This is a genomic window from Methylobacterium sp. 4-46, from assembly GCF_000019365.1.
Lineage (GTDB): Bacteria > Pseudomonadota > Alphaproteobacteria > Rhizobiales > Beijerinckiaceae > Methylobacterium.
On sequence record NC_010511.1, the window covers coordinates 4477598 to 4500358 of the forward strand.

The window sequence follows — 22761 nt, forward strand, 5'->3', positions numbered from 1 at the left end:
GGTTTTGGGCTTCGCTCAGGCGCCGCGCAGGCTTGGGATCCGGGATCCGCTGCGATCAAGCGGATCCCGGATCATGCATCCGCGGTGGCAGCAGGGACATCGCTGACGCGATTGCACCGGCGCATGCGCCAGTCTCCGGCGTCGGCTCGCGACGGAATCAGGCCCACGACGCGCGGGCCGGGTCGGGGGTGCCGCGGGATCTGTCACCTGCGGGTCGGTCGGGCGTGTGGAGCCTGGCGAGCTCGGGTCCCGCGGGGGAGAACCGGCCCCGTTCGCAGACCAGGAACCCGTACGCGGCAATGCACAAGCTGGCATGGTGATGAAAGCCGCGCCAGCCCCGCCCCTCGTAGTGACCGAGCCCGATCTCCTGCTTCAGTTCCGTGTAGTCCCGCTCGATGCGCCAGCGCAGCTTCGTCCGGCTGACGAGCTCGGCCAGGGACGTCTCGGCCGGCAGGGTCGAGATCCAGTACTGCGTCGGTGCATCCTCGCCGTCCGGCCACTCGATCAGGACCCACTCCTCGGGACCAGGCCCGCGTCGCTGCTCGTCGCGATGCGCCGGGCGCACCCGCACCGCCGCGAAGCGCGACGCCGAGAGTCCGTTCGTGCCCGCACGCCACCTGACCTCCTGCCAGGCCGCGTCCGGCAGCGCGCGTGCCAGCGTCTCGGCCGAGAGCGGCTCGTGATCGGGGCTGCGCCGCATCCGGGTCGGCGGCCGACCACGCCCGCTCCAGGGCTCGGGCGGCAAGGGCGCCGTTCCGGGCGGCCACAGGCCGGTCGAAGCGGCAATGCCGAGGCTGTAGCGCAATCCCAACGCCGTCAGGGCCGTGCGGAACGCCGCATCGCTCCCGTATCCGGCGTCGGCCAGGACGAGACCGGGCGGCACACGCTCGGCCCGTGCGGCCCGGATCTGATCCAGGGCGATCTCCGGCTTGGTCTGGAAGCCGATCTCCTGAGGCACGCCGGCCTTCATGCGCCGCTGCGCATCGTGAGCCCACGCTTCCGGCAGGTAGAGGCGGTAGGCGATCGGCAGGCTGGCCTGGCCGTTGGCCAGCGAGAGCGTCACGGCAACTTGGCAGTCATCCTGTTTGCCGACCTGGCCGCAGGATTGCCGGCCCACGCCGACCGAGTGCCGGCCCTTCCTGGGAAAGCCGGTATCCTCGACGATCCAGGCCTGGATCGGGCCCCGGCTCTCGATGACGGGCAGAACCACGGCGCGGACCCGAGCCAGCAACGCGGCGTCGGACCACTCACCATTAGCCACGAAGTGGTGCAGCACCTGATGGGTGGCCTGAACGCGGGCGGGGGCGATCTGGGCCGCCATCGGCGCGATGCTCTTGCGCGTGCCCGGCAGGAGGAGACCGGTGCAGTAGGCCTTGAGCGGCGCGATCCGGTCCGCATGGCCAAGGACGTCCGAGAGGGTGCCGACGTAGGCGCCGAAGCGCGGCTGGCCAGCCAGGACAGTGTTCAGGGGATCCATATCTCGCTCCTGCACGAGATCGAAGCGCGACCATACGGCCCAAACTCGTGACGCAGTCGCATCAGTCGTTCGGCATACAACTGGTGGTGGCAATGTGCGGTCGACGCGCCCGTGAACCCGTGGGACCCTTGCGCAGCGACAGCGAGGCGCGCGGATCTCGCGTCACCGGTCTGCGCGCGGGCCGGGGCCGGCTCCCGTCGCGAGAGTGCCGGTGAAGATCGGCATCGACCATCTCGCGCACCATCTCCTCCAAGCTCACCGTCGGTTCCCAGCCCAGCACCCGTCGCGCCTTCGCGGCATCGCCGATCAGGACATCGACCTCGGCGGGCCGGAAGAGATCGGGATCGATCACCAGATGGTCGCTCAACGACAGACCCACGTGGTCGAAAGCGATCTCGCACATCTCCCGGACCGTCACCGAGCGTCCCGTCGCCACGACGTAATCATCCGGCGCGTCCTGCTGCAGCATCAGCCACATCGCTCGGACGTAGTCCCGGGCGTGACCCCAGTCGCGTCTGGCGTCGATGTTGCCCAGCCTCAGGTCACGCGCCATTCCGAGCTTGATTCGTGCCACGCCGTCGCTGACCTTGCGCGTGACGAATTCGATCCCCCGCAACGGGCTCTCGTGATTGAATAGGATGCCGGTCGAGGCATGCAGACCGAAGCTCTCACGGTAGTTGATGGTCATCCAGTGCGCGTAGAGCTTGGCAGCCCCGTACGGCGAGCGGGGGTAGAACGGGGTCGTCTCGCACTGCACCGGCTGCTGGATGCGACCGAACATTTCCGATGACGATGCCTGATAGAAGCGCGCATCGGGTGCGGCGAGTCGCACCGCTTCGAGAACGTTCGCGCAGCCGAGACCGGTGATCATACCGGTGAGCACAGGTTGCATCCACGAGGTGTTGACGAAGGACTGCGCTGCGAGATTGTAGATCTCGGTGGGCTGGACGCTGCGCACGACGCGGATCAGGCTCGACAGGTCGGAGATGTCGCCGTCGATGCAGTGAACGCGATCGGCGATGCCGAGCCATGCGAGACGCTGAGAGCATCGATCCTGCGCGCTCGAACGTCTGGTCACGCCATAGACGGTGTAACCCTTGCTCAGCAAAAACTGAGCCAGATAGGCACCGTCCTGTCCGGTAATTCCAGTGATGAGAGCCGATTTCATCGCTTAATTATCCGTCCGACAACATGTTTGATGTGATGATTTAGCTTAACAAATTCGATCATGCATCGAGCTGCTTGCGAAAATACTCGATGGTGCGGATGAGGCCTTCGCGGAGATCGATCGTTGGTTGCCAGCCGAGGACCTTCTTGGCGCGATCGATGTCCGGTTTGCGCTGGCGCGGGTCGTCCTGCGGAAGCGGCCTGCGGACGATCTCGGAGCGCGATCCTGTCAGTTCGACAACCAGTTCGGCAAGATCCCGGACCGTAAACTCACCAGGGTTGCCGAGATTGATCGGCCCTGTCACCGTGGAGTCCGTCTCCATCAACGCGATCAGGCCTTGAACGAGGTCGTCAACGTAGCAGAAGGATCGGGTTTGGCGGCCATCACCATACAAAGTGATGTCCTTGTTGCTGAGTGCCTGGACGACGAAGTTGGAGACGACACGGCCGTCGTCCGGATGCATGCGCGGGCCGTAGGTGTTGAAGATGCGAGCGACCTTGATCGGCAGCCCGTGCTGACGATGATAGTCGAAGAACAGCGTCTCGGCGCAGCGCTTGCCCTCGTCGTAGCAGGAACGAGGGCCGATGGGATTGACCCGGCCCCAGTAGTGCTCGGCTTGCGGGTGCATCTCGGGATCGCCGTAGACCTCGGACGTTGATGCCTGCAGCACCTTCGCCTTCACGCGCTTGGCGAGCCCCAGGACATTGATCGTTCCAAGGACGCTCGTCTTGGTGGTCTGGACGGGATCGAACTGGTAGTGCACCGGGGATGCCGGACATGCGAGATTGTAGATCTCGTCCACTTCCACATAGAGTGGGGATGTGATGTCGTGGCGCAGCAGCTCGAACCTGGGATTCTTCAAGAGGTGCTCGACGTTCTGACGGGCTCCCGTGAAGAAGTTATCGACGCAGAGGACCTCGTGGCCTTGCTCGATCAGACTTTCACAGAGATGAGAGCCGAGAAAGCCGGCGCCTCCGGTCACCAGGATGCTCTTGATGCGTCGATGCGATGTCATGGTCTCGATTTCCCGTTCATCTCAGGATCCTGCAGATCCGGTTTCAGGACGATCCAGGCCGCCATCGACTGGCATGACCTTGATCGATGACGCTGCCGATCCCTGCGAGTCAGCGGCGATCTCACCCCCATGAAGCGCGGTCGCGCCACGGGATCACCCGTACGGGGATCCGGCGTCGCACCGCGGCGTGGCCCGTGGGCTGCCCGCCGTCGCTCGTCCGGACTCGACACGCCTCGCGCCGACGATCGGGCCCGTACCCGGCAGGGCGCTTCCCGGCCCTGCCGTCGCGGGGCCGCGACCCTGCCGCGTGTCACGCACCGGAAGTGCCGGCACGGTTTCGTCTGCTTGCTTCGGGCCGAATGGCATCTCGGCCACCTGCCGTGTAGACGCCACCATGACCGGCGAACGAACTCGTCGCCGCCAAATTTTTTGTATTCGTGATGCGATAATCTCGGTTTTCAAGCCGCTTCAAGCAATCGCCGACGGCGGACAATCCAGTATACGGCGAAAAAGGCGGCCGAGGGCGGCCGCCATCTGCTTCGACGGAGCGCAGCATGTCAGGCGAGTTGCAGGGGTGATCTGCCGAGCCGGTGGTTCATGCAGCCGCACGCCGTCCGATCGGCCGGCGAAGGGAATCCGGGCCAGATGCGCAGGCCGCGCCGGGACCGCCCCGAGCCGGCGATCGGATCGTCCGGCGGATGCTCCGTCGCTCCGGCAAGGCCCGCCGGGCTTCTGCCGGCGAGGCGCCGCGCCCGCGCGACGGGCGCTCCGAACCCCGACCGGGCCGTCGCAGGCTGGATCCAGCAGCGAGCGGGTGTGCCGGCTCGGCCTGAGCACGACGCGACCGGTCCGGCGGGCGGCACCGTCCCCGATCGGGGCCCGGCGGGCCGGTGCGGGTCCGGCGGGCGCGTGTCCGCTCGGAGACCCGCCCGCCGGCTCGCCGCATCGGCCTTATCGCGAGCCTGCCGGGCGGAGGGCCGCCGCGATGTCGCCCTTGATGGGCGCGCCGACGCCCGCGGGCGACGGGGATTTGGGCGCCGGCGCGGCGGGCGCGCGGGGAGGCGCGGCCTGGGCGTTTCCGGCCCGCGTCTCGGCAACCCGCTCGGCATCCGCGCTCGGCACCGGCTCGGCCGCGATCTGCACGAGATCGCGCGGCATCAGTCGCGTATCCGCGTCCGCCTGCAGGACCTGCACCGTGCCGCCCGTCTCGCGGCGGATCGTGAAGACCGGGACGCGCGCCCGCCCGCCGCGCGCTTCCGAGGCGCTGACAGCCGTGCGTCCCACCTCGGCGCGGCGGCGGATCGGGAGCAGGCTTTCGCGCAGGCTGACCAGCTCACGCTCGACCTCGGCGAGCTGCCCGGAGGCCTCGATGGTGCGGGAATTCTCAAGGTTCGCCGAGGTCTGCTCGGCGATCGCACCCTGGAGCTTCGTTTCCGAGATCCGGCGCTCGATCTCCCGCTGATCGTTCTCGATGTCGATGATCGAGCGCTTGAGCGCGAGCAGCCGCGTGACCGGCACCAAGCGGGCGGTCTCGGAATCCCCGCCGATGGCCGCCAGCTCCTGCTGCAGCATGGTGAGCTGCAGGCCCTTCTTGGCGAGGCTCGCCTTGAGCGCGGCCTCCTGCTCGACCAGGATCTGGGACTGCCGCTTGAGGTTCTTGATCTCGCCGGTCATCGCCTCGCGGCGCTTGGCGAACAGGTGCATCTCGCGCGTGAGAAGCACCTCGGCCTGGGCCGGCTTCAGGCCTTCGGCCCAGCCTTCCGGCACGTCGAAGCTCGGTGCGGACGCGGCTTCGGCGCTGAGCCTGGCCCGCCGGAGGATCGCCGCGGCCAAGCGGCTCTGCGTCTGCTCCTCCTGCTCGACCGCCCGGTAGGCCTCGAAGACCAGGAGCGGGCCGCCATTCTCGAGCAGGCGTGGGGCGCCGCCGGCGAGCACGTAGGCCTTCGCCGCCGTCAAGTCGGTCGCCCAGGCGTAGCGGCCCGGGTTCTGGACAGCGCCGCCGACGAAGATCGGAGCCGTCTCCAGGACCGTCACGGTGACGCGCGGCTCAAGGATGCCGGCCCGCTCGCGGCAGGCCGCGATGAGGCGGGCCTCCACTTCGTCGATCGTCTGGCCGGACGCGCCGACGCTGCCGACGAGGGGAAGGCGCAGGTTTCCGTCGCCATCCACCTTGAGCGCCAGGGACATGTCCGGCCGGCCGAACACGCGCACGTCGACCCGGTCCTCCGGCCCGAGCCGGAACGAATCCGCGCTGGCGGGCAGGCTCAGGACAGCGGCGAGTGCGAGACCTGCGAGAAGACGCTTCATACCGACCTCCGTTGTGCGCCGTCGAGGACGGCATCGATCGTTTGGACGAAGCGCGGCCACGTGAAAGCGGCCGCGCGTGCGGGCCCTTGCGCGCCCAACTGCCGGGCCAGATCCGCGTCCTGCGCGATGCGGCGCAGGCCGGCCGCGAAGGCGGCGGGCTCGGGTTCCACCAGCAGACCTGTGACGCCGTCCAGCACGGTCTCGCGCAGGCCGCCCCGGTTGCAGGCGAGCACGGGCCGCCCATGGGCCATCGCCTCGACCGGCGTCAGTCCGAAATCCTCGTTGAAGGCCGGGGCGAGGACCGCCCAGGCCTGCGTGTAGAGGGCGCGCATGCGCTCGTCCGACACCACCGTCTCGAACACGATCCGCTCGTCGCCGCCGGCCAGTTCCTGCAGCTGTGCGAAGTACGGACGGCTCTTGGCGTCGACCATGCCGGCAATGTGCAGGCGGAATCGCTGCAGCGCGGGCGGTGCGTCGCTCAGGAACTGGCGGAATCCGTCGATGGCGAGCTCGATGTTCTTCGTCCACATGATGCGGCCGGGGAGCAGGAACATCGGCTCGGAGGCGCCTTCGGGCACCGCGAGCCTCGGCTCGACGCCCGGATAGGCGAGGTGGATCTTGGATTCCGGAAAGAGACGATTGTCCGCGACGCGCCGCCGGACGGTGTCGGCGATGCAGATGACCTCGTCGAAGTTGCGCCACGCCATGCGATCGACGAGGCGGAACACCGTCTCGGCCGCCCGCTTCACGGGGCGGGCCGGACCGCCGCGCGCCAGCAGGCGATCGCGATAGACCTCATCGTAGGTCGCCCGCAGCGGCGTGAAGCACAGGTTGACCACGGGCTTGCGGCGGTTCGCGAAGGTCAGGAGCGGGCCGAGACCATCGCAGCAGACGAGAACCGCATCGTGCTCCGCCGGATCGAGGCGGGTCCGGACGATCGACAGCGCGGCCGCGGTGACCGCCGAGTAGGTCCGCTCGACCGAGACCCGGGACAGTTCCGTGACGCCCATCCCGTCGAGTTCCGGGAAGGTTCCGCGTGGATCGAAGTGGTTGGTGTAGATGCGGATCTCATGGCGGCTTCGCCGCTTGATCTCGATCAGCGCCCGCTCGATCCCGCTGCGCAGGTAGACCCAGGGATAATAGACAGCAACTCTCATCGCGGTGCCTCCGGGTAGGGCAGCCTGTGGGCGAGAAGTGTTCGGTACAGGCCGAGGACCACGTCGCCGCTGCGCTCCCAGTCGTAGGCGCGGGCACGCTCGCGGTTGCGGGCGCCGAGGGCGAGGCAGAGGTCGCGGTCGTCCCAGAGACGCTGCACGGCCGCGACCATGCCGGCCGCGTCCCCCGCCTCGACCCGGACGCCTTCCGCGCCCTGTCCGGTGGTCCCGATGACGGCGCAGCCGCTGGCCATCGCTTCGGCGACGACGATCCCGAAGGTCTCGGCGTGCGAGGGAAAGAAGAAGATCCGCGCTTGACGGAGCAGGTGCCGGTAGCGGTCACCGCGGCTCTCGTGCACGGTGAGGTTCTCCGGTGCCGCCGCCCGCAGCGCCGCGATGTCCCCGCCCCAGCCGACGGCAACGAAGCGGATATGCGGGCAGGCCCGGGCGACCGCGAGCAGTTCGGCGACCCCCTTGCGGGCCTCGAACTTGCCGGCGAACAGCACGAAATCCCCTTTCGGTTCGGGCGATGCCTCCTCGAAGAAGGCTGGATCGACACCGGGCGGGGCCAGCACGACGCGGTCGCCCGGCTTCCCCCGCGCGAGGGCGAGGGAGTCCTCGCTGAGGAAGATGCGGCCCTGCGCCGGGAGTGCCACGAGCAGGCGCTCGACCGCACGATAGCCCAGCGCGACCGGCTCGGAGCGCATGACCGACCATGCGCGGCCGAACAACGCCATGTACTCGCAGACGAGAGGACGGCCGGTCAGCCGCGCCGCCACGAAGGCCGGCAGCATCGCGTGGTAGGTGAAGGCGTGCACGAGGTCGGCCGAGCGCGCGGCCTCGATGAAGGCCGGAAGCCCGAAGGGCAGGGCCCGGCGGCACAGCGGCAGGCGCCGCGTCGGCACGCCCTCGTGGTCGCCCAGCGCCGGATCGCCCGCGCAGATCACCTGGACCTCGATGCCGCGCGCGCGCAGATGAAGGGCGCGCCGGTGGGCCAGAACCTCACCGCCGCCGCCGGAATCGGGCAGATAGCGTTCATGGGCGAGCAGGACGCGCATCGTCTCACAGCACCAGGCAACGGTGACGGATCGAGCCGTACGCGAGGGCGCCGAAGATCAGGGCCGCCCGGGGCAGCCCGACCACGATCCGCGCGGCGATCGCGAGCGGATTCCGGTACCGTCCGCTCTCCAGCGTCCGGATCCAGGGATAGGGCAGGGCGGCCAGCAGCAGCACCGGATGCAGCAGCGCGGCCCCGGCGGCGGCGCCGACGGCCAGTGCGAAGGCGGCTGACTGGCGGCTGACGAAGTAGCCGCAATAGAGGTCCTGCCGGATCGCCGGCCGGAGCCGCACCAGGAGGGGCCAGACCCGAAGGTTCAGTGCCTCCCGGTGCCACGCCAGCAGCGTCTGGCGGAAGACCTCGTGGTGCACGAGCGCGTCGGACGCGAAGGCGCGCGCCCAGCCGGACTGCACGACCTTCCAGCCGAGATCCGTGTCCTCGCCCCAGAAGCGGTCGAGGAATTCCGTCGAAAATCCACCGACCCCGAAGAAGGCTTCGCGACGGTAGAAGATGTTGCAGGTTTCGAAGTACGGCGTCGGCGCCGTCACCGTCACGGTCTTCTCGAAGAAGTGCCGCGGTTGATCCGGCCGAGGCAGCGTGCGTCCCTGGACGAGACCCGTCCCGGTCGTCATGGCGGCGACGCCGGCCCGGATCCAGCCGCGCGTCGCCTCGCAATCGTCGTCGATGAAGGCGATGATCGAGCCCCGCCCGATCTCGGCCCCGAACTGGCGCGATGGCGTGGGCGACGAGAAGGCCTTGCGGTGGTAGCTCAGGACCGGCAGGCCGCCCTGCTCGACGAGGGCGCGGATCGCCTCCTCGGTGCCGTCATCGGTGAAATTGTGAACGACGATGATCTCGTACCGGTCGGCCGGGTAATCCTGGCGAAGCAGGGATCCGATCAGACGCACGACCATCTCGCGGCGCCTGCGCGTCGGGACGACCACACTGACAAACGGGAATTCAGCGAAATTCATCCGAACAGCACCGCATGTTCGCGCGAAACGATGGTGACACACAGCGTATTCGCGCAGCGAAAACGGCTTGTGCCTCGGGATCGATGACATTGACGACAATATCATCGGCTTTCGGAGCAGCCGTACTAAAAAGGATCATCCGCACTGCAGATGGCGGCGAGGCGCGAACGAAATGCGGGAGGCTCGACGGGCTGGCCGGGCGGCCCGATCAGGATGCCGCGCTCCCATTCCGGGGCCGTTCGTGGGCGGACGTCACGCGCCGACTGCCCGCGCGATGTCGGCCGCCGATGATGGGGCGCACCGGCTCCCGGCCATCGTCGGCGGGGCCCTGCCGAACACGAGAGGAACAGGTTCGGCCGGATGCCGGAAGCGAAGACGGCCGGTCCGTCCGGTGGCGGTTCCTGGACGCCTGCCTCACGGGGGTTCCCATCATGCGACATCCGGTTGACGGCCTCGCCCTCTCCCATTTCGGCCATGCGGATGTCGGCGTCGCTCAGGCGCCGCGCGGGCTTGGGATCCGGGATCCGCTTCGATCAGGCGGATCCCGGATCAGACGCGGTCGTCCGCGCCGAGGATCGGCGGCGCTGCGACGTCGGCTGCCCGGCGGCGCAGCCCTCCCAGGCGGCGCTTCGGAAACGCGCGACGGTCCATCAGGGCGCGGATCCCGCGGTCGTCGACACGGCGGCTCGCCTGAACCATCCGGCGCCGCGCGAGGGTGTCGGGGAGATGGCGCAACGTCCAGAGCAGCGCCCGCAGCTTGGGCCCGCGGGGCGCGCGCAGGACGGCGTCCGCGAGGCTGTAGGCCAAGGCCGGAGGACCATGGCGCAGCAGGCGGGCCGCACCCCAGTTCACCAGAACGGACCGAAGCCGGTTCTTGGCGGCGTGAAACACGATGGTCTCGGCCGCGCGCCCGATGGCGCTGCCAACCCGGTGGTGGACGACGGCCTCGGGCACGACGCGGACGCGCCACCCGCCGAGCGTGAGCCGCCAGCCGAGATCGGAATCCTCGTAGCCGTAGAAGAAGGCCTCGTCGAACCCGTCGATCTCCGCGAGGGCCTTGCGCCGGACGAGCAGCGCCGAGCAGTTCGTCCACAGCACGTCGCGGGCGCGCGTCGCCGCGGTCGCGGGCTCCCCTTCGAGCGCATCCCACGCGAGACCGAGCGGCCCGAGGGCGCCGCCATACCCGTTCAGCAGGTCCGGCCTGTGCGCGTAGACGACCTTCCCTCCCACGGCCCCGATGTCCTGATCGGCGTCCAGGGCCGCGCCGCAGGCTGCGAGCCAGCCCGGGTCGAGCGACACGTCGCTGTCCACGAACGCGACCGCGGCGGTGTCCGCCTCGCGCCAGCCCAGGTTGCGCGCCGCGGCCGGACCCTCGGGGGCCTTGCAGCGGTAGTGCAAGGCGATGCCCACGGCTGCGAGGGCCGGACCCCATCCGCCGACCACCGCGCGGGTGTCGTCCGTGGAACTATTGTCGACGACCACCACGGCGCGCGGCCGCCGCGTCTGTGCCGCCAGGGCCGCGAGCGTTGCGGGGAGATCCCGGCCGCGATTGAAGGTCGGAACGACGACGGTGACATCCGATGCCGTCACGGGTGAGCCTCCTGAGTGGCGACGATCGCGTGCATGACACCCATCAGCAGGGTGATGGTGAACAGCAAGGGATCCCAGAGCAGCGAGTAATCGATCAGCTGCTGCACGTACTCGGCGATGATACCGCAGAACAATCCAAGCGCGAACAGACCCGTCACCTGGGACGAGGCCGCCGAGGCCCGCCAAGCCAGCACGAGACCGCGCAGCAGGAACAGCACGAAGCCGATCAGGCCGAGAAGTCCAAGCTCGGACAGCACGAGCAGGTAGACATTATGGACGGGCGCGGTGCTGCGGAGATGGACCTTGTTGCGGGATTCGTTGCTCGAGAGCGCGTCGAGGGCCATGAGCACGTAGAGATCCGGGGAATAATGCCGGATCTCCAGGCCGAAATTGTTCGGTCCGACGCCGAGTATGGGGCTGGACTCCCACATGCGCGTTGCGGCATCGTTGTACGCAGCCCGGAAATCCACCGAGGCCCCGAAATCGCCCGAGAGCCGCTTCTCGATCGCAGGGGCGAGCGGGGCCACCACGGCGACGAGGAGCACCGCACCCGCCACGATCAGGCCGACCGCCCGCAGGGCTCGGAGCGCGCGGCGCGCCGTCATCAGGGCGATCAGAACGAGGGTCGTGACGAGCAGGAGAGCGATCGGACCGCGCGACTGGGTCAGACAGATCGTGAGAGTGCCGGACAGCGCCACCAGTGCGGCCGCCCGGCCGATCCAGGAGCCGTGCAAGCCGAGCGCGACGGCGATGAAGGGCGGCGTGATCAGGAGCAGGTAGGGGGCGAGGTAGTTCGGATGCCCGAGGGTGCCGGCCGCACGGCGGGCGAGTTCGGCCGGCTCGCTGGACTGGAAGATCTGCGAGAGGCCGTTCTGGCCGGAGGCGAAGGCCGCCTGGAGGACCGAGATCGGCGTTTGCAGGAGAATGACCGCCGCGAGGGCCGCGACGATGATCGTGAGGCCGCGCGCGTCGAGATTGTACTGCAGGTAGAGCAGGAGCAGGGCGAGCTTGAGGTAGCGGACGATCTCGACGGTGCTGCCGAGCGGCTCCGTGCTGGAGGCCGCCGAGAGCAGCCCCACCGCGATGAGCGGCAGCAGCCACAGCACCGGGCCTCCCCGGGTCGGGCGCGGTGGCGCCGGCAGGCGCAGCGCCCGCTCTATTGGCCACAGCAGCAACAGCCCCACCAGGCAGACGTCCGCCGGGCACCAGTACAGGCCACGGCCGCCGAGGTCTCCGTGCAGCCAGTCGAAGTCATAGTATTGGCGATTGTAGGTCAGGGCCACGACGAAGAGGGCGAGCAGCACCGGCCTCAACAGCCCGGCAAGCACCACCGCGGCGAGCGCGGCGAGGCCGGCGACCCCGACGAGCAGGAGACGCGGGCTCACGGTCTCGAGGGAGCCGGCGAGCGGCACGCTCGCGATCCCGAGCAGCCCGACCGCCAGGAGCGGCGCCAGGCGGCCGCCTTCGGCCTCGATCGGCGAGAGACGCAAGCTCATCGGGCCGCCCCCAAGCGAAGCGCCGCGACCGATACGGGCGGCAGGACGAGGCGGAGGCGCGCGCCCGGCGCGACGGGCCGGGTCGCGAGCGTGATCTCGTCCCGGCCGTGCGGGCGCGGGGCGCCGAAATCGGCGGTCTGCGCGAAGGACAGGCCTGGAACCGAAATCATGCCGGTGCCGCGGGTTGCGTCGGGGGCGGGCCCGCTCAGGATCTCCATCGATCCTGCGCGCGACCGGTCGAGGTCGAGCTCGATCTCCGCGGGCGCCTCGAGGCTCGCGTTCGAGAGCAGGATGGCGAGTTCGCCCGACTCGGTGAGCGAGGCCACGGCCTCGACCGTGGAGGCAGCGTCGACCCTGTCGATGAAGCCGATCGGGCCGCCGGAGAATGTCGGGCCGTCCACGCGGGTGCCGATCAGGCGGCCCGACAGGTTCGAAGCGTAGAGGCGCAGCACCTCGAGGGCGGGCGTCGCCGCGTAGCCGCCGCCGACCTTGCGGCCGATCCAGCCCGCATTCAGCAGGTCACTGAGCTTGAAGAACTCGGCTTCCGCGACGCCGGGCGTCCGCAGCAGGACGTTGAGGACCCGCGCCACGTACAGGCCGGACCCCAGGGTCTTCACGTGGTCGAAATACCGGTTGGCCGGATCGACGGCGAAGAGCGGTCCCCACTCGGTGACGGCCAGCGTGAGCCGGCGCCCGGCCTGCACGGAGTGCAGCTGCCGCATCGTCGTGACGAGGTTCGCCGCCATGTTGGCCGGCGCTGCCAGCATGGCCCGGTAGACCGATGCGGCGCTGCCGCCCTCCGGACCCGGCAGCAGGGGCGCGTAGCCGTTATGGATCGCCAGCCCATCGATCTCCGCGGCGAGCGCGGTCAGCACCGTGTCGTTCCAGCCCCGATGGGCGTTGAAGCGGTAGCGCCCGAAATTCTCCAGGCCGATGGCGTAGAAGCGCGCCGCGGGATCCACCGCCCGCACGGCCGCGATGGTCGCGCGGGCGCGCTGCACATAGGTCTGCGGGTCGGTTTGCCCTCGGGAGATGTCCTGCTCCATGTAGAGCTCGTTGCCGAGCTCCCAGGTGACGCGCGGTCGGGCATCAGGGCCGATGCGCGCGCGGACGTAGCGCGCCCACTCGGCCGCGAGCGCGGGCGTGCCGCTGCCGAGGTTCAAGGTGATCAGCAGGTCCGCATCGATCCGTCGCGCGGCCTCGATGATCTCGTCCGTGCCGATGACGTTGGGCGATTCCTCCGGCTCGCCCGGGGCATGCTGGGAGCGCGGCCGGCTCGCCTGGGGACCGACGCCGTTGCGCCAGTCATAGCTGTCCGACCAGCCCCCTCCCGGAAAGCGCAGGACGCTCACGCCCGCGGCCTTGGCGAGCGCCAGCATATCCGCGTCGAGCGAGCGGGTCGCGGGGTTCCACAGCCCCTGCGCGTTGCGGATCCACTCGACATTGGCGCCGAACAGATGCCGGCGCACGGGACCGAGATCCTCGCCCGGGACGAGGGAGACGCGGGCCGCGACGGGGCGGCCCCGGGCCGGCGCGACCGCCGGCGTCACCTCCGACACGAGCTCGATATCGTCGAAATAGGCGGTCCCGGCCTGGCCCTCGGCGACGAGGAACACGATCGCCTGCCGGGCCGCTGCCGGGACGGCCTCGTCGGAGCGGATGGATTGCACGCTCAGGGGCGGCGCGGCGGCGGCGCGCAGGACGAGGCGCGCTCCGACGTCGGCACCGCTCCCGTCGAGGAACGCGACGCCGACGACCGCGGCCGCGCCGCCCTCCGCTCCGAGGCGGGCCCGCAGCGTGAGCGGCCGGCCGCTGAGATCCGCCGCCTCGATGACTTGGCCGAGGCCGAGCGGCTTGTCGCCGCCGCGATTGCGGCGGTTCGGCGACAGGGCGAGGGTGCGGCCCTGCCCACCCGCGACCGTGACCTGACGGACCTCGCCCTTGTCGGCGGTCTGGCCGTCCTGGCTCCAGCCGGGGGGCGGCGATCCCTCCTGTTCGAAATCCGCATTGGCGAGCCGCAGGCCCAGCGCCGGCTGCGCCGTGACCAGGAAGAGGCCGAGCAGCGCGGCGCACAGGGCGCCGCCGGCCGCGAGGATTCGGACGTGCCTCATGCTTGATCCTCCGCGCGCAGATCCCGGCCGGCGAAGACGGCGAGGCCGAGCACCCGCCGGGCCGTCAGGGTGAGGCCGAATGCCGTGAGGGCCATCGTCGCCAGGGTCGCGGCGGCCGCGCCCGTCATCCCGAACCGCGGCACGAGCAGCAGGTTGGCCGTCACGTTGGCGAGGATGCCGAGCCCCGTGACGGTCGCGATGCGGCGTTCGTTGCCCGAGGCGATCAACGCCGTGGAGGCCGCGCCGCCCGCCGCAAGGGCCATGTGGGCGGCTGCCAGCAGGCACAGGGCCGTCGTGCCGGAGCGGAACCCCGCCCCGAACAGCCCGAGAAGCGGGCCGGCGGCGATGGCGAGCCCGAGGCCGGCCGCGGCCGCGAGGGCGAGAGCGGCGCGGCTGGCCTGGGCCAGCGTCCGGGCGGCGGCGTCCCGATCGCCCCGCCCCAGCTGCTCGGCGAGCATGGGCAGCGCGCGCACGGTCGCGGCGGCGGTCCCGAGCGAGATGAGGGCGGCGAAGCGGGCTGCGACGCTGTAGATGCCGGCCGCTTCCGGATCGGCGAAGGCCGAGACCACCATGACGTCGAGCCGCTCGGCCAGGGCGGCCCCGCCGACGAGGAACAGCAGCAGCAGTCCCGGCCGGACCCAGACGCCGAGGCTGGGCCGACCCCGGGCCGTGAGCGCATGGCGGGCGATCGCGCGGCGCAGGGCATCCGCGGTCGCAAGGAGTGCCGCGAGGCTCGCGAGGCTGACCGCGATCAGGGCCGTGACCGCGTCGAGCAGGCCGAATGCCGGCAGCGCGAGCACCGCGCCCATGCCGGTGGCCGCGATCGGGCGCACCAGGAGGAAGGCCGCTTCGGCCGCGAAGGGACGATGCAGGGCCTGCAGCAGCGCTGTCGCGGTCTGCGCGGTCGCGAGCAGCAGGACGAGCGGACTCGCGGCCGCGAGCGCGCAGGCCAAGCCGGGGTCGTCCGCGCCCAGCATCGCGGCGGCGGCGGCGAGAATGCCGCTGCCGAGCAAGCCTCCTCCGACCGTCGCCGCGGCGACGGTGTCGAGGTAGGCCCGGGCCTCCGCACGCGCGCCATTGCTCAGGTACACGGGCAGGAAGCGCGAGGCCGTGAGCGGCAGGCCGCCGGCGGCGAACAGGGCGACCAGGGCGGCGGCGTTGAACGCCGTCGCGAAGGTGCCGTAGGCCGCGGCGCCGAGCAGGCGCGCGAAGGCCAAGTGCATCGCCAAGCCGAGCGCGCAGCCGGCGATCTTGAGGCCGAACAGCAGGACGCCGCTTCCCGCCACGCTGTTCGCGAGCCGCCGCAGGGACGCCGCGCGATCGCGGCGCGCCCCGGCTCCGGCCGATGGCAGCCCGAGCGCCCTCATCAGACTCGCTCCAGGCGAGCGGGAACGAAGCGGCGCACGCCGTTGAGGACGATGCCGATCGGCTCCGTGCCGAGCCACCTCAAGGCCTCGAGTGCCGCGATGTGCCGCTGGGCGCCGTGCCGGCCGGCGCGCACGACGAGGAGCGTCGCATCCGCCCGGCTCGCGCAGAGGGGTGCCTCCGCATCGCCGGACAGCGGCGGCAGGTCGAGGATGACGAGGCTGGCATCCCCTTGCAGGCCTGGGCAGCTCGCGAAGCCGTCGCGCAGGAACGCCGCGGCGGCCTCCGCGTCGTCCCAGGTTGCCACGACCAAGCGGTCGCCGACGGCGGTCAGGGCCAGGCCGGTCGGCAGATCCGGCGAGGACGGCAACGGGTCCATGCGAACGCGCAGGTCCCGGGCGTGGTGCAGCAGGTCCTGGCTCGTCGAGCCCGAGATGAGGCGCACCGGCACGCGGCCGCGCCGGGCCATGCCGTGAGCGAGCGCGAGGGCGACGGTGGAAGCACCCTCATCCGCCTCGGCGGCGGCGATCGCCAGGATGGTGGGCCGCGCGCCGCGCAGGCGCTCGCTGACCGTGACGACGAGTCGGTCGAGGGCGACCCGCGCCGCCGAGTCGGGATCGCTCGGCGACCAGACCTGCAGCGGGCGCTCCCGCGCCGGCACCTCGCCGACCAGCGGCAGGCCGAGCGCGGCGGCAGCCTCCTCGCCCCGGTAGAGGCGTCCGTCGAAGACTTCGCGCACGAGCGCCCAGCCGCAGGCGAGCACGCCCGAGCACAGCGTGATGATGCCGAGCATCGAGAGCTTGCGAAGCCCGATGGGCGTGCCCTCGGCGGCGGCGGGCTGCACGACGACCACGTTGGAGAGCCGCGCGTTCCTGAGAGCGGCGATGTCGCGCGCCTCCGCGAGACGCTTCTCGGCATCGCGGTAGCGCGCCTCAGCGAGTTCGCGCCGCCGCTCCAGCGACTTCCAGCCGGTCGCCGCATCCTGGAACTCGCGCAACGCCGTCGAGACCTTCTCCACGCGCTCTCGCGCCGCCGCCTCGACGTGGACGAGATCCTGAACCTCGGCCTCGAGCTGGCGGAGCAGCACGACCGTCAGCGCGCCGAGCTTGGCCTCGACTTCTCTCACCTCGGGCGCGTTGGCCGAGTTGTTGACGAGGAGACGCTCGCGCTCGCCGAGCAGCGCCACCATCGAGGGCGCCATGCTGAGGGCCGGCGAGTTCGGCGGAAAGGTTCCGAGGCCCACCGGCTCGCGCTGGCTGGCCGTCCGGACCAGGACGCGGCTGAGCCGTTCGAAGCGCCGACGCGCGAAGTCCAGTTCGAGGGACTGGCGTTCGAGCGCGCGCTGCGCCTCCACGAGGTCGGCCTCCAGAAGGGGCAGCCGGCTCGCCGCATTGCGGGTGTCGTGCTCGCGCTCGAACACCGCCATCTCCGCCTCGACCGCCTCGACGGCCGCCTTGGCGGCGTCGCGCTTGGTGCTGAGGAAGTCGATCTCGCCGCCTCCCTCGAACACCGCCGAGCGAAAGTTCGTGTAGATCTGCAGGAAACGGTCGAGGAGCTGCACCGCCTGCGCCTCGCCGGGCCAGCGCAGGCTGACCGAGATGACGTCGGAGCCCGGCGCATTGTCGAGGATCAGCGACTGGGCGAAGACCTGGCTGACCGCGGCCGAGCGCGACAGCGGCGTCTTCAGGCCAGCCATGATCAGGACGGCATCGGCCCCGTCGCGCATACCCTGGTAAAGGTCGGAGCCGAAGCGCTTCAGGCGACCGTAGAGGCCCGTCGGCTCCGGACGCACCTCCGGCGCGCCGAGGTTCAGGTCCGCGATCAGACGCGAGACCAGCACCTCGTTGCGCATGAGATCCATCTCCGACTGCACGGCACCGCGGGTTTGCGCCAGGAACGTGACGTTGCGGTCCGAGCCGAGCAGCGGCGAGGGCGTCTGATCGACGCCGACGCGAACGTAGAGCTTCGCGTTGGCCTGGAACATGTTCCCGCGCACCAGGCTCAGGTAGCCCACTCCGCACAGGATCCCGATCCCGACGACCGCGGCCATCTGCGGCAGCCACTTGAACACCACGAAGAGGAGGGTCGCGCCCGTGTCGCGGACGCTCCCCCCCGAGGCCGTGTGCGGCCTGGCAGGCGCCAGACCGGTTTCCGATGGGAGCTTGGTCATCCGATCTCACCGATCCGGCCGATGGAGTTCCGGGGCTAGGCGACGGTTTCCGCCAGGGCGTCCGCCGTGCTCCACCGCGGCGACCAGCCGACGGTCCGCCGGACTTTCGCGGCGCTGAGGTGCCGGGCGTCGATCTCCGACCGGGCCTCGCCCAGGACCAGCGGTGCGAGATCCGGGCGCCGGCAGGCGCTGAGGATCGCGTTGGCGAAGGCCATCGTGCGGAGGGGCTTCCCGTTCGATCTCACCGATCCGGCCCATGTAGTTCCGGTACCAGGCGACGGTTTCCGCCAGGGCGTCCGCCATGCTCCACCGCGGCGACCAGCCGACGATCCGCCGGACCTTCGCGGCGCTGAGGTGCTGGGCGTCGATCTCCGACCGGGCCTCGCCCAGGACCAGCGGTTCGAGATCCGGGCGCCGGCAGGCGCGGAGGATCTCGTGGGTGAAGGCCATCGTGCTGAGGGGCGTCTCGTTCGACAGGTTGAAGGCCTCGCCGGCCACGCCCGGCTCGTGCATGGCCTCGCCGATGGCGAGGTATCCGGCCACGACGTCCCGGACGTAGATGTAGTCGCGGATCATCGTGCCGTCCGAGCGCAGCACGGGGCGCTCGCCCCGCAGCGCCCAGCGGATCGTCCCGGGCACCAGCCGGTTGAAGTTGAGGTCGCCTCCGCCGAAGAAGTTGCCGGCCCGCGTGATGCAGATCGGCAGGCCGTAGGTCTCGAAGTAGCTGCGCGCCAGGAGGTCGGTGCAGCTCTTGGAGACGTCGTAGGGTGCGCGCCCGACAAGCGGCATGTCTTCCGTATAGGGAAGGACGTCGGAACTGCCGTAGCTCTTGTCACTGGACGCGACGAGGATGCGTTCGACCTTCCCGTACAGCCGGCAGGCGTCGAGCAGGTTCCAGGTACCCCGAATGTTGGCCTCGAAGGTGCCCACCGGATCGCGCAGGGCCGTGCCGACGATCGGCTGAGCGGCGAGGTGGATCACCGTGTCCACCTCGTGCTCGTTCACGGCACGCCGCAGGGTCTCCCGATCCTCCAGCCGGCCGTGCACGACGATGGTCGGCTTGGCCAAGTCATCCGCCAGCGAATTTCCGTAGGCATTGAGGTCGCGCACGTAGCCGACCACCAATGCGCCGCTCTCGCGCAAGGTCCGCACCGTCCACGAGCCGAGGAACCCGGCCGAACCGGTGACGAGGACGCGCTTGCCGGACCAGAAAGACATCTTGCTCATCGAACAACCTCCAGCTCACGGGCCCGAACCACCGACGGGCGCGACTCGATCCAATCGAACTCGCGGCTCTCAAACATTGCCTCGAGTTCCTGCTGATCCTTGAACGTGTCCATCGACTTGAAGAAGCCGTCATGGTCGAACGAGAACAGCTTTCGACTCCGTAGCAGGGAGGGAAAGACTTCGCGTTCGAGGCTGCTGCCGTGCCAATGATCGAACACGGCCTTCCTCATGATGCAGTAGCCGGCATTGATGCGGTGATCACGCAGGATCGGCTTCTCACGGAAGGCGCGGACGCGTCCCTCGCGATCGGACTCGATCGTTCCGTACTGGGAACGAAGCGGGACGTTGGTGATCGTGGCGAGACCGTCGTGGCTGCGGTGAAAGGCGCGCAGGCTGTCGAGATCGACGTCGCAGAGCCCGTCCGAGTAGGTGACGAAGAACTCGTCGCCCAGCCTGTCCTGGCAGAGGCGGACACGATCGCCGGTGTCGGCCTCGTCGCCGGTGTCCACCAGTTCGACGTTCCAGCCGAGGGACCGCCCGGCAAAGTAGTCGAGAATGACTTCCTTGCGATATCCGAGCGACAGAACGAAATCCGTCACCCCCTGGTTCGCGAAGATCTGCATGACCCGGACGATGATGGGCTTGCCACCGACCGGCATCATCGGTTTCGGCAGGTAGTCGGTGTAGGGGTAGGCGCGCGTGCCGCGCCCACCGGCCAGTATCAAGACTTTCATGTGCGCTCTCTCCTTTGCGCGTTGCTGGTAGCCGTTGGCGGCTCCACGCCGGTGATGCTGGATCCTGATCGCGTGATGCGGGGGTCAGGACGCCGCGAAAGTGCTCAGGCCGTCGGCGCAAGGCGCCGGGGCGGCCGATGCAGGCTCGGAGGCGAAGGGCGGAGTCGCGCTGCCAAGCTGCGTCGGGAGGAATCTCTGGATGGGGAAGCGGCTGGCTCCGCGCCCACCGCGCAGCAGGAACCGCCAGCCGGTGAATGCTATGAGTGCGACATCCAGGTCAGTATTCCGGCGCTGGATGTAGAGAACATCGTAGGCTTGGCGCGCCTGGGCATGCTCGACCGAGTCGACGATGCCGTGGAAACCCATCACTTGCGCCAATCCGGTCATGCCGGGCCTGACGCTGTGACGGTGGTGATAGTTCGGCACCACGTCCTCGTAGGGAACCTGGAGAACGTGCAGGCCGACCGGATGGGCGCGCGGACCGACCAGAGACATGTCGCCGGCCAGGACGTTGAGGAGCTGCGGAAGCTCGTCGATGCAGTAGCGGCGCAGGATCCGGCCCAGCGGGGTCAGGCGCGCTTCATGGTCGTCAGGGTCGCCGATCGCGATGCACTTCGGCGAGGGCCCGACCATCGTCCGGAACTTGCAGATCGAGAAGATCCGGCCGCCCTGCCCGTACCGCGCCTGACGAAACAGGACCGGCCCGGGACTGCTCACCTTGATGGCGATCGCGACAACGACCAGCAGAGGTGCCAGCAGGAGCAGAATGCAGGCACTTCCGATCACGTCGACCGTGCGCTTGGCCAGCGCATCCACGATGGCTGCCGCATCCGCCGCCTGCCGCTCTCCCCTGGCGGGCGCATCCAGGTACGCGTTGCCATCCTCCGGCTCGGCCAGCGCCTCGCGCGGGTGCGAGCTCATGATGAGGCTCGTCATCGACTCCCCCTGATCTTGGCGTGAGCTGAAGAATTCCTCCGGGCCCGGCCGTCTCGGCCCGGGCGAAGATTTGTGATTGCAGTAGACATCGCGGCGGGGCGGCCGGCGGCAAAATTTTTTGCAGCATTCGTCGAATGCTGCCGCGCGGACGTGCCGGTCTGCGATGGATCGATGATCCGGCGCGACCGCAGGTGTGCAGCGCCTTGTGCGCCGACGCACAAGAAAGATGCGACTGATTGCATGCGGTGGAGCGATGGCGGCGGGGATGATCGTCTCGGGCGCGACGGCACTCTGGGGCGCGTCTGCCCTCATCGACGCCGCTTCGCGGCCCCTGGGGGCACGGCAGCCGCGAGGGCTGTTCAACCGCGAGGGCTGTTCCTGGGGGCCCGCCGATCCGCCTTTCGCGGCTCGCGACCTGGCCTGGACGCGGCGGCGCGCGCGGGCGGTGCCGAGGAGCGGTGCCCGGCGATGCCCCGCAGGGGCGCGACTGATCCGGGATGCGCTTGATCGCAGCGGATCCCGGATCACGCGCCCGCGCGGCGCCTGAGCGCGGCGCCTGAGCGACGCCGACATCCGCATGGCCGAAATGGGAGAGGGCGAAGCCATCAACCGGATGGCGGATGATGGGGATCGTGCGCGGGAGCGGTGCCCGCCGGAGTGGAGCGCGATCCGGCACGGGGGCGCAGCATCACGGCCCGAGGGCCGCGGCGGCTACGGCCGGAAGGCGAGCGGACCCGACGCCCATGGAGCCCGTCCGGGACCGGCCCGTCCCGGCGGCGATGCGCTCATCCGGCGCCGTCCGGTGCGCGGTCAGCGCAGCGCGACCGCCAGCTCCTCCACGACACGCTCCACGTCGCGGTCGCTCATGGTGGCGCGCAATGGCAGCAGCAGCCCTCGGTCGGCGAGACGGCGCGCGGTCGTGAGCGGGTGCGGGCGCTCGGCATGAAATGCCGAGAGATGCGGGATGCTATCGAGCGAGGGAAAGAACGGGCGCGCGCCGATGCCGCGCTCGCCCAGACGGGCGATCACCCGATCGAGGGCCGGCGCAGGGTTGCGAAGGACGAGGGGAAAGAACCACTGGACCGGCTCTGCCCAATCGCGGATGGCCTGCAAGGCGATGGACGGATGATCGGCGAGGAGCTGGCGATACAGTCGATTCAGCTCGGCGTGACGCGCAAGGATCGCGTCCGCCCGCTCCTCCTGCGCGCACAGGATCGCGCAGGCGAGATTGGTCAACCGGTAATTGTAGCCGAGCCGGTGATAGATCGCTCGGCCACCGAGATCGAGCCCGTGGGCTCGCACTTGCGTCGCACGCACGATGAGGTCGGCATCGTTCGTGAGCAGCGCTCCTCCCTCGCCGCAGCTGAAGATCTTGTTCTGGAAGAAGGAGTGCGTGGTGACCGTCGCGGCCGCGGCGACCGGGTTTCCGCGATATCCGGCGAGCGGAGCGTGCGCCCCGTCAGCCACCAGGGCGATGTCCCGCGCCCCCGCGATCTCCTCCAGGGCGTCCATCGGGCAGGGATGGCCGAACAGATGGACCGGCATGATGGCCCGGGTGCGCGCCGTGACCGCGGCGGCCGCGGCGGCCGGGTCGATGCAGAAGGTCTCGGGGTCCACGTCGACGAGAACGGGCCGGGCGCCGGCGTGCAGCACGGCATTCGCGCTCGCCACGTAGGTCGTCGCCGGCACGATCACTTCATCGCCGGGCGCGATCCCGAGCGCCACCAGCGCCACGTGCAGCGCCGCCGTTCCGGACGAGACCGTGATCGCATGAGCGGTGCCGTTCCGGGCGGCCCAGATGGCCTCGAAGCGGTCGCGGAAGGGGCCGGCGGGCCCGATATCCCCGCTCGCCAGCGCCTCGGCCGCGTAGGCGATCTCGAGCTCCGACAGGTTCGGCAGCGAGAGGGGCACGTCGCTCGCGCGACGCGACATCGAGAGGGAAGCGGTCATCACACGGGCACCTCATGCTCGGACAGGTTC

General features: G+C 70.0%; 16 protein-coding genes. All 16 read right to left on the reverse strand.

The genetic code is table 11. The features are described from left to right. Window positions 1-157 precede the first annotated feature (157 nt). The 16 genes from M446_RS19260 to M446_RS19335 all read right to left on the reverse strand — a co-directional run bounded on the left by M446_RS19260 (window position 158) and on the right by M446_RS19335 (window position 22731). On the reverse strand, window positions 158-1477 hold the full coding sequence (locus M446_RS19260) for an IS701 family transposase (protein ID WP_012333773.1): 1320 nt from the start codon (window positions 1475-1477) through the stop codon (window positions 158-160). 61 nt (window positions 1478-1538) lie between these two features. After that, window positions 1539-2645 carry a GDP-mannose 4,6-dehydratase gene (locus M446_RS19265; RefSeq protein ID WP_012333774.1) on the reverse strand — a complete coding sequence of 369 codons (1107 nt, stop codon included), beginning with the start codon at window positions 2643-2645 and terminating at the stop codon, window positions 1539-1541. A gap of 58 nt (window positions 2646-2703) precedes the next feature. Further along, the gene (locus M446_RS19270; RefSeq protein WP_012333775.1) at window positions 2704-3660 is read right to left on the reverse strand and encodes a UDP-glucuronic acid decarboxylase family protein; all 957 of its coding nucleotides are present in this window, start codon (window positions 3658-3660) and stop codon (window positions 2704-2706) included. A gap of 951 nt (window positions 3661-4611) precedes the next feature. After that, window positions 4612-5967 carry a polysaccharide biosynthesis/export family protein gene (locus M446_RS19275; RefSeq protein ID WP_012333776.1) on the reverse strand — a complete coding sequence of 452 codons (1356 nt, stop codon included), beginning with the start codon at window positions 5965-5967 and terminating at the stop codon, window positions 4612-4614. Beyond that, complete coding sequence (locus M446_RS19280) at window positions 5964-7124, reverse strand: glycosyltransferase family 4 protein (RefSeq protein ID WP_012333777.1); 1161 nt, start codon at window positions 7122-7124, stop codon at window positions 5964-5966. Before M446_RS19280 ends, M446_RS19275 begins: the two co-directional genes overlap by 4 nt. After that, window positions 7121-8179, reverse strand: a complete 1059-nt coding sequence (locus M446_RS19285; RefSeq protein WP_012333778.1) for a glycosyltransferase family 4 protein — start codon at window positions 8177-8179, stop codon at window positions 7121-7123. The genes M446_RS19280 and M446_RS19285 overlap by 4 nt, the downstream gene beginning before the upstream one ends. Window positions 8180-8183: 4 nt before the next feature. Then, window positions 8184-9152, reverse strand: coding sequence for a glycosyltransferase (locus M446_RS19290; RefSeq protein WP_012333779.1), 969 nt, complete (start codon window positions 9150-9152; stop codon window positions 8184-8186). Between the two features lie 549 nt (window positions 9153-9701). Next, window positions 9702-10742, reverse strand: a complete 1041-nt coding sequence (locus M446_RS19295; RefSeq protein ID WP_012333780.1) for a glycosyltransferase family 2 protein — start codon at window positions 10740-10742, stop codon at window positions 9702-9704. Continuing rightward, on the reverse strand, window positions 10739-12238 hold the full coding sequence (locus tag M446_RS19300; RefSeq protein ID WP_012333781.1) for an O-antigen ligase family protein: 1500 nt from the start codon (window positions 12236-12238) through the stop codon (window positions 10739-10741). Before M446_RS19300 ends, M446_RS19295 begins: the two co-directional genes overlap by 4 nt. Continuing rightward, complete coding sequence (locus M446_RS19305; RefSeq protein WP_012333782.1) at window positions 12235-14349, reverse strand: alpha-L-arabinofuranosidase; 2115 nt, start codon at window positions 14347-14349, stop codon at window positions 12235-12237. Before M446_RS19305 ends, M446_RS19300 begins: the two co-directional genes overlap by 4 nt. Then, window positions 14346-15716, reverse strand: coding sequence for a lipopolysaccharide biosynthesis protein (locus tag M446_RS19310; protein WP_012333783.1), 1371 nt, complete (start codon window positions 15714-15716; stop codon window positions 14346-14348). The genes M446_RS19305 and M446_RS19310 overlap by 4 nt, the downstream gene beginning before the upstream one ends. After that, complete coding sequence (locus tag M446_RS19315; protein WP_012333784.1) at window positions 15716-17884, reverse strand: GumC family protein; 2169 nt, start codon at window positions 17882-17884, stop codon at window positions 15716-15718. Before M446_RS19315 ends, M446_RS19310 begins: the two co-directional genes overlap by 1 nt. 6 nt (window positions 17885-17890) lie before the next feature. After that, window positions 17891-19102, reverse strand: coding sequence for an NAD-dependent epimerase/dehydratase family protein (locus M446_RS19320; RefSeq protein ID WP_265576388.1), 1212 nt, complete (start codon window positions 19100-19102; stop codon window positions 17891-17893). Between the two features lie 5 nt (window positions 19103-19107). Then, complete coding sequence (locus tag M446_RS19325; RefSeq protein WP_012333786.1) at window positions 19108-19845, reverse strand: nucleotidyltransferase family protein; 738 nt, start codon at window positions 19843-19845, stop codon at window positions 19108-19110. A gap of 84 nt (window positions 19846-19929) precedes the next feature. Then, window positions 19930-20781 (reverse strand): sugar transferase, encoded by an 852-nt coding sequence (locus tag M446_RS19330; RefSeq protein WP_012333787.1) that lies wholly within the window; start codon window positions 20779-20781, stop codon window positions 19930-19932. 810 nt (window positions 20782-21591) lie between these two features. Continuing rightward, window positions 21592-22731: a DegT/DnrJ/EryC1/StrS family aminotransferase gene (locus M446_RS19335; RefSeq protein ID WP_012333788.1), complete on the reverse strand. Its 1140-nt coding sequence runs from the start codon at window positions 22729-22731 to the stop codon at window positions 21592-21594. Between the last annotated feature and the right edge of the window lie 30 nt (window positions 22732-22761).

Excerpts from the sequence above, each read along its gene's own strand:
- M446_RS19330 (WP_012333787.1), bottom strand. The coding sequence starts at position 20,781 with ATGACGAGCCTCATCATGAGCTCGCACCCGCGCGAGGCGCTGGCCGAG.
- M446_RS19270 (WP_012333775.1), bottom strand. The coding sequence starts at position 3,660 with ATGACATCGCATCGACGCATCAAGAGCATCCTGGTGACCGGAGGCGCC.
- M446_RS19290 (WP_012333779.1), bottom strand. The coding sequence starts at position 9,152 with ATGAATTTCGCTGAATTCCCGTTTGTCAGTGTGGTCGTCCCGACGCGC.
- M446_RS19285 (WP_012333778.1), bottom strand. The coding sequence starts at position 8,179 with ATGCGCGTCCTGCTCGCCCATGAACGCTATCTGCCCGATTCCGGCGGC.
- M446_RS19275 (WP_012333776.1), bottom strand. The coding sequence starts at position 5,967 with ATGAAGCGTCTTCTCGCAGGTCTCGCACTCGCCGCTGTCCTGAGCCTG.
- M446_RS19320 (WP_265576388.1), bottom strand. The coding sequence starts at position 19,102 with ATGTCTTTCTGGTCCGGCAAGCGCGTCCTCGTCACCGGTTCGGCCGGG.
- M446_RS19315 (WP_012333784.1), bottom strand. The coding sequence starts at position 17,884 with ATGACCAAGCTCCCATCGGAAACCGGTCTGGCGCCTGCCAGGCCGCAC.
- M446_RS19265 (WP_012333774.1), bottom strand. The coding sequence starts at position 2,645 with ATGAAATCGGCTCTCATCACTGGAATTACCGGACAGGACGGTGCCTAT.
- M446_RS19300 (WP_012333781.1), bottom strand. The coding sequence starts at position 12,238 with ATGAGCTTGCGTCTCTCGCCGATCGAGGCCGAAGGCGGCCGCCTGGCG.
- M446_RS19310 (WP_012333783.1), bottom strand. The coding sequence starts at position 15,716 with ATGAGGGCGCTCGGGCTGCCATCGGCCGGAGCCGGGGCGCGCCGCGAT.
- M446_RS19325 (WP_012333786.1), bottom strand. The coding sequence starts at position 19,845 with ATGAAAGTCTTGATACTGGCCGGTGGGCGCGGCACGCGCGCCTACCCC.
- M446_RS19280 (WP_012333777.1), bottom strand. The coding sequence starts at position 7,124 with ATGAGAGTTGCTGTCTATTATCCCTGGGTCTACCTGCGCAGCGGGATC.
- M446_RS19260 (WP_012333773.1), bottom strand. The coding sequence starts at position 1,477 with ATGGATCCCCTGAACACTGTCCTGGCTGGCCAGCCGCGCTTCGGCGCC.
- M446_RS19335 (WP_012333788.1), bottom strand. The coding sequence starts at position 22,731 with ATGACCGCTTCCCTCTCGATGTCGCGTCGCGCGAGCGACGTGCCCCTC.
- M446_RS19305 (WP_012333782.1), bottom strand. The coding sequence starts at position 14,349 with ATGAGGCACGTCCGAATCCTCGCGGCCGGCGGCGCCCTGTGCGCCGCG.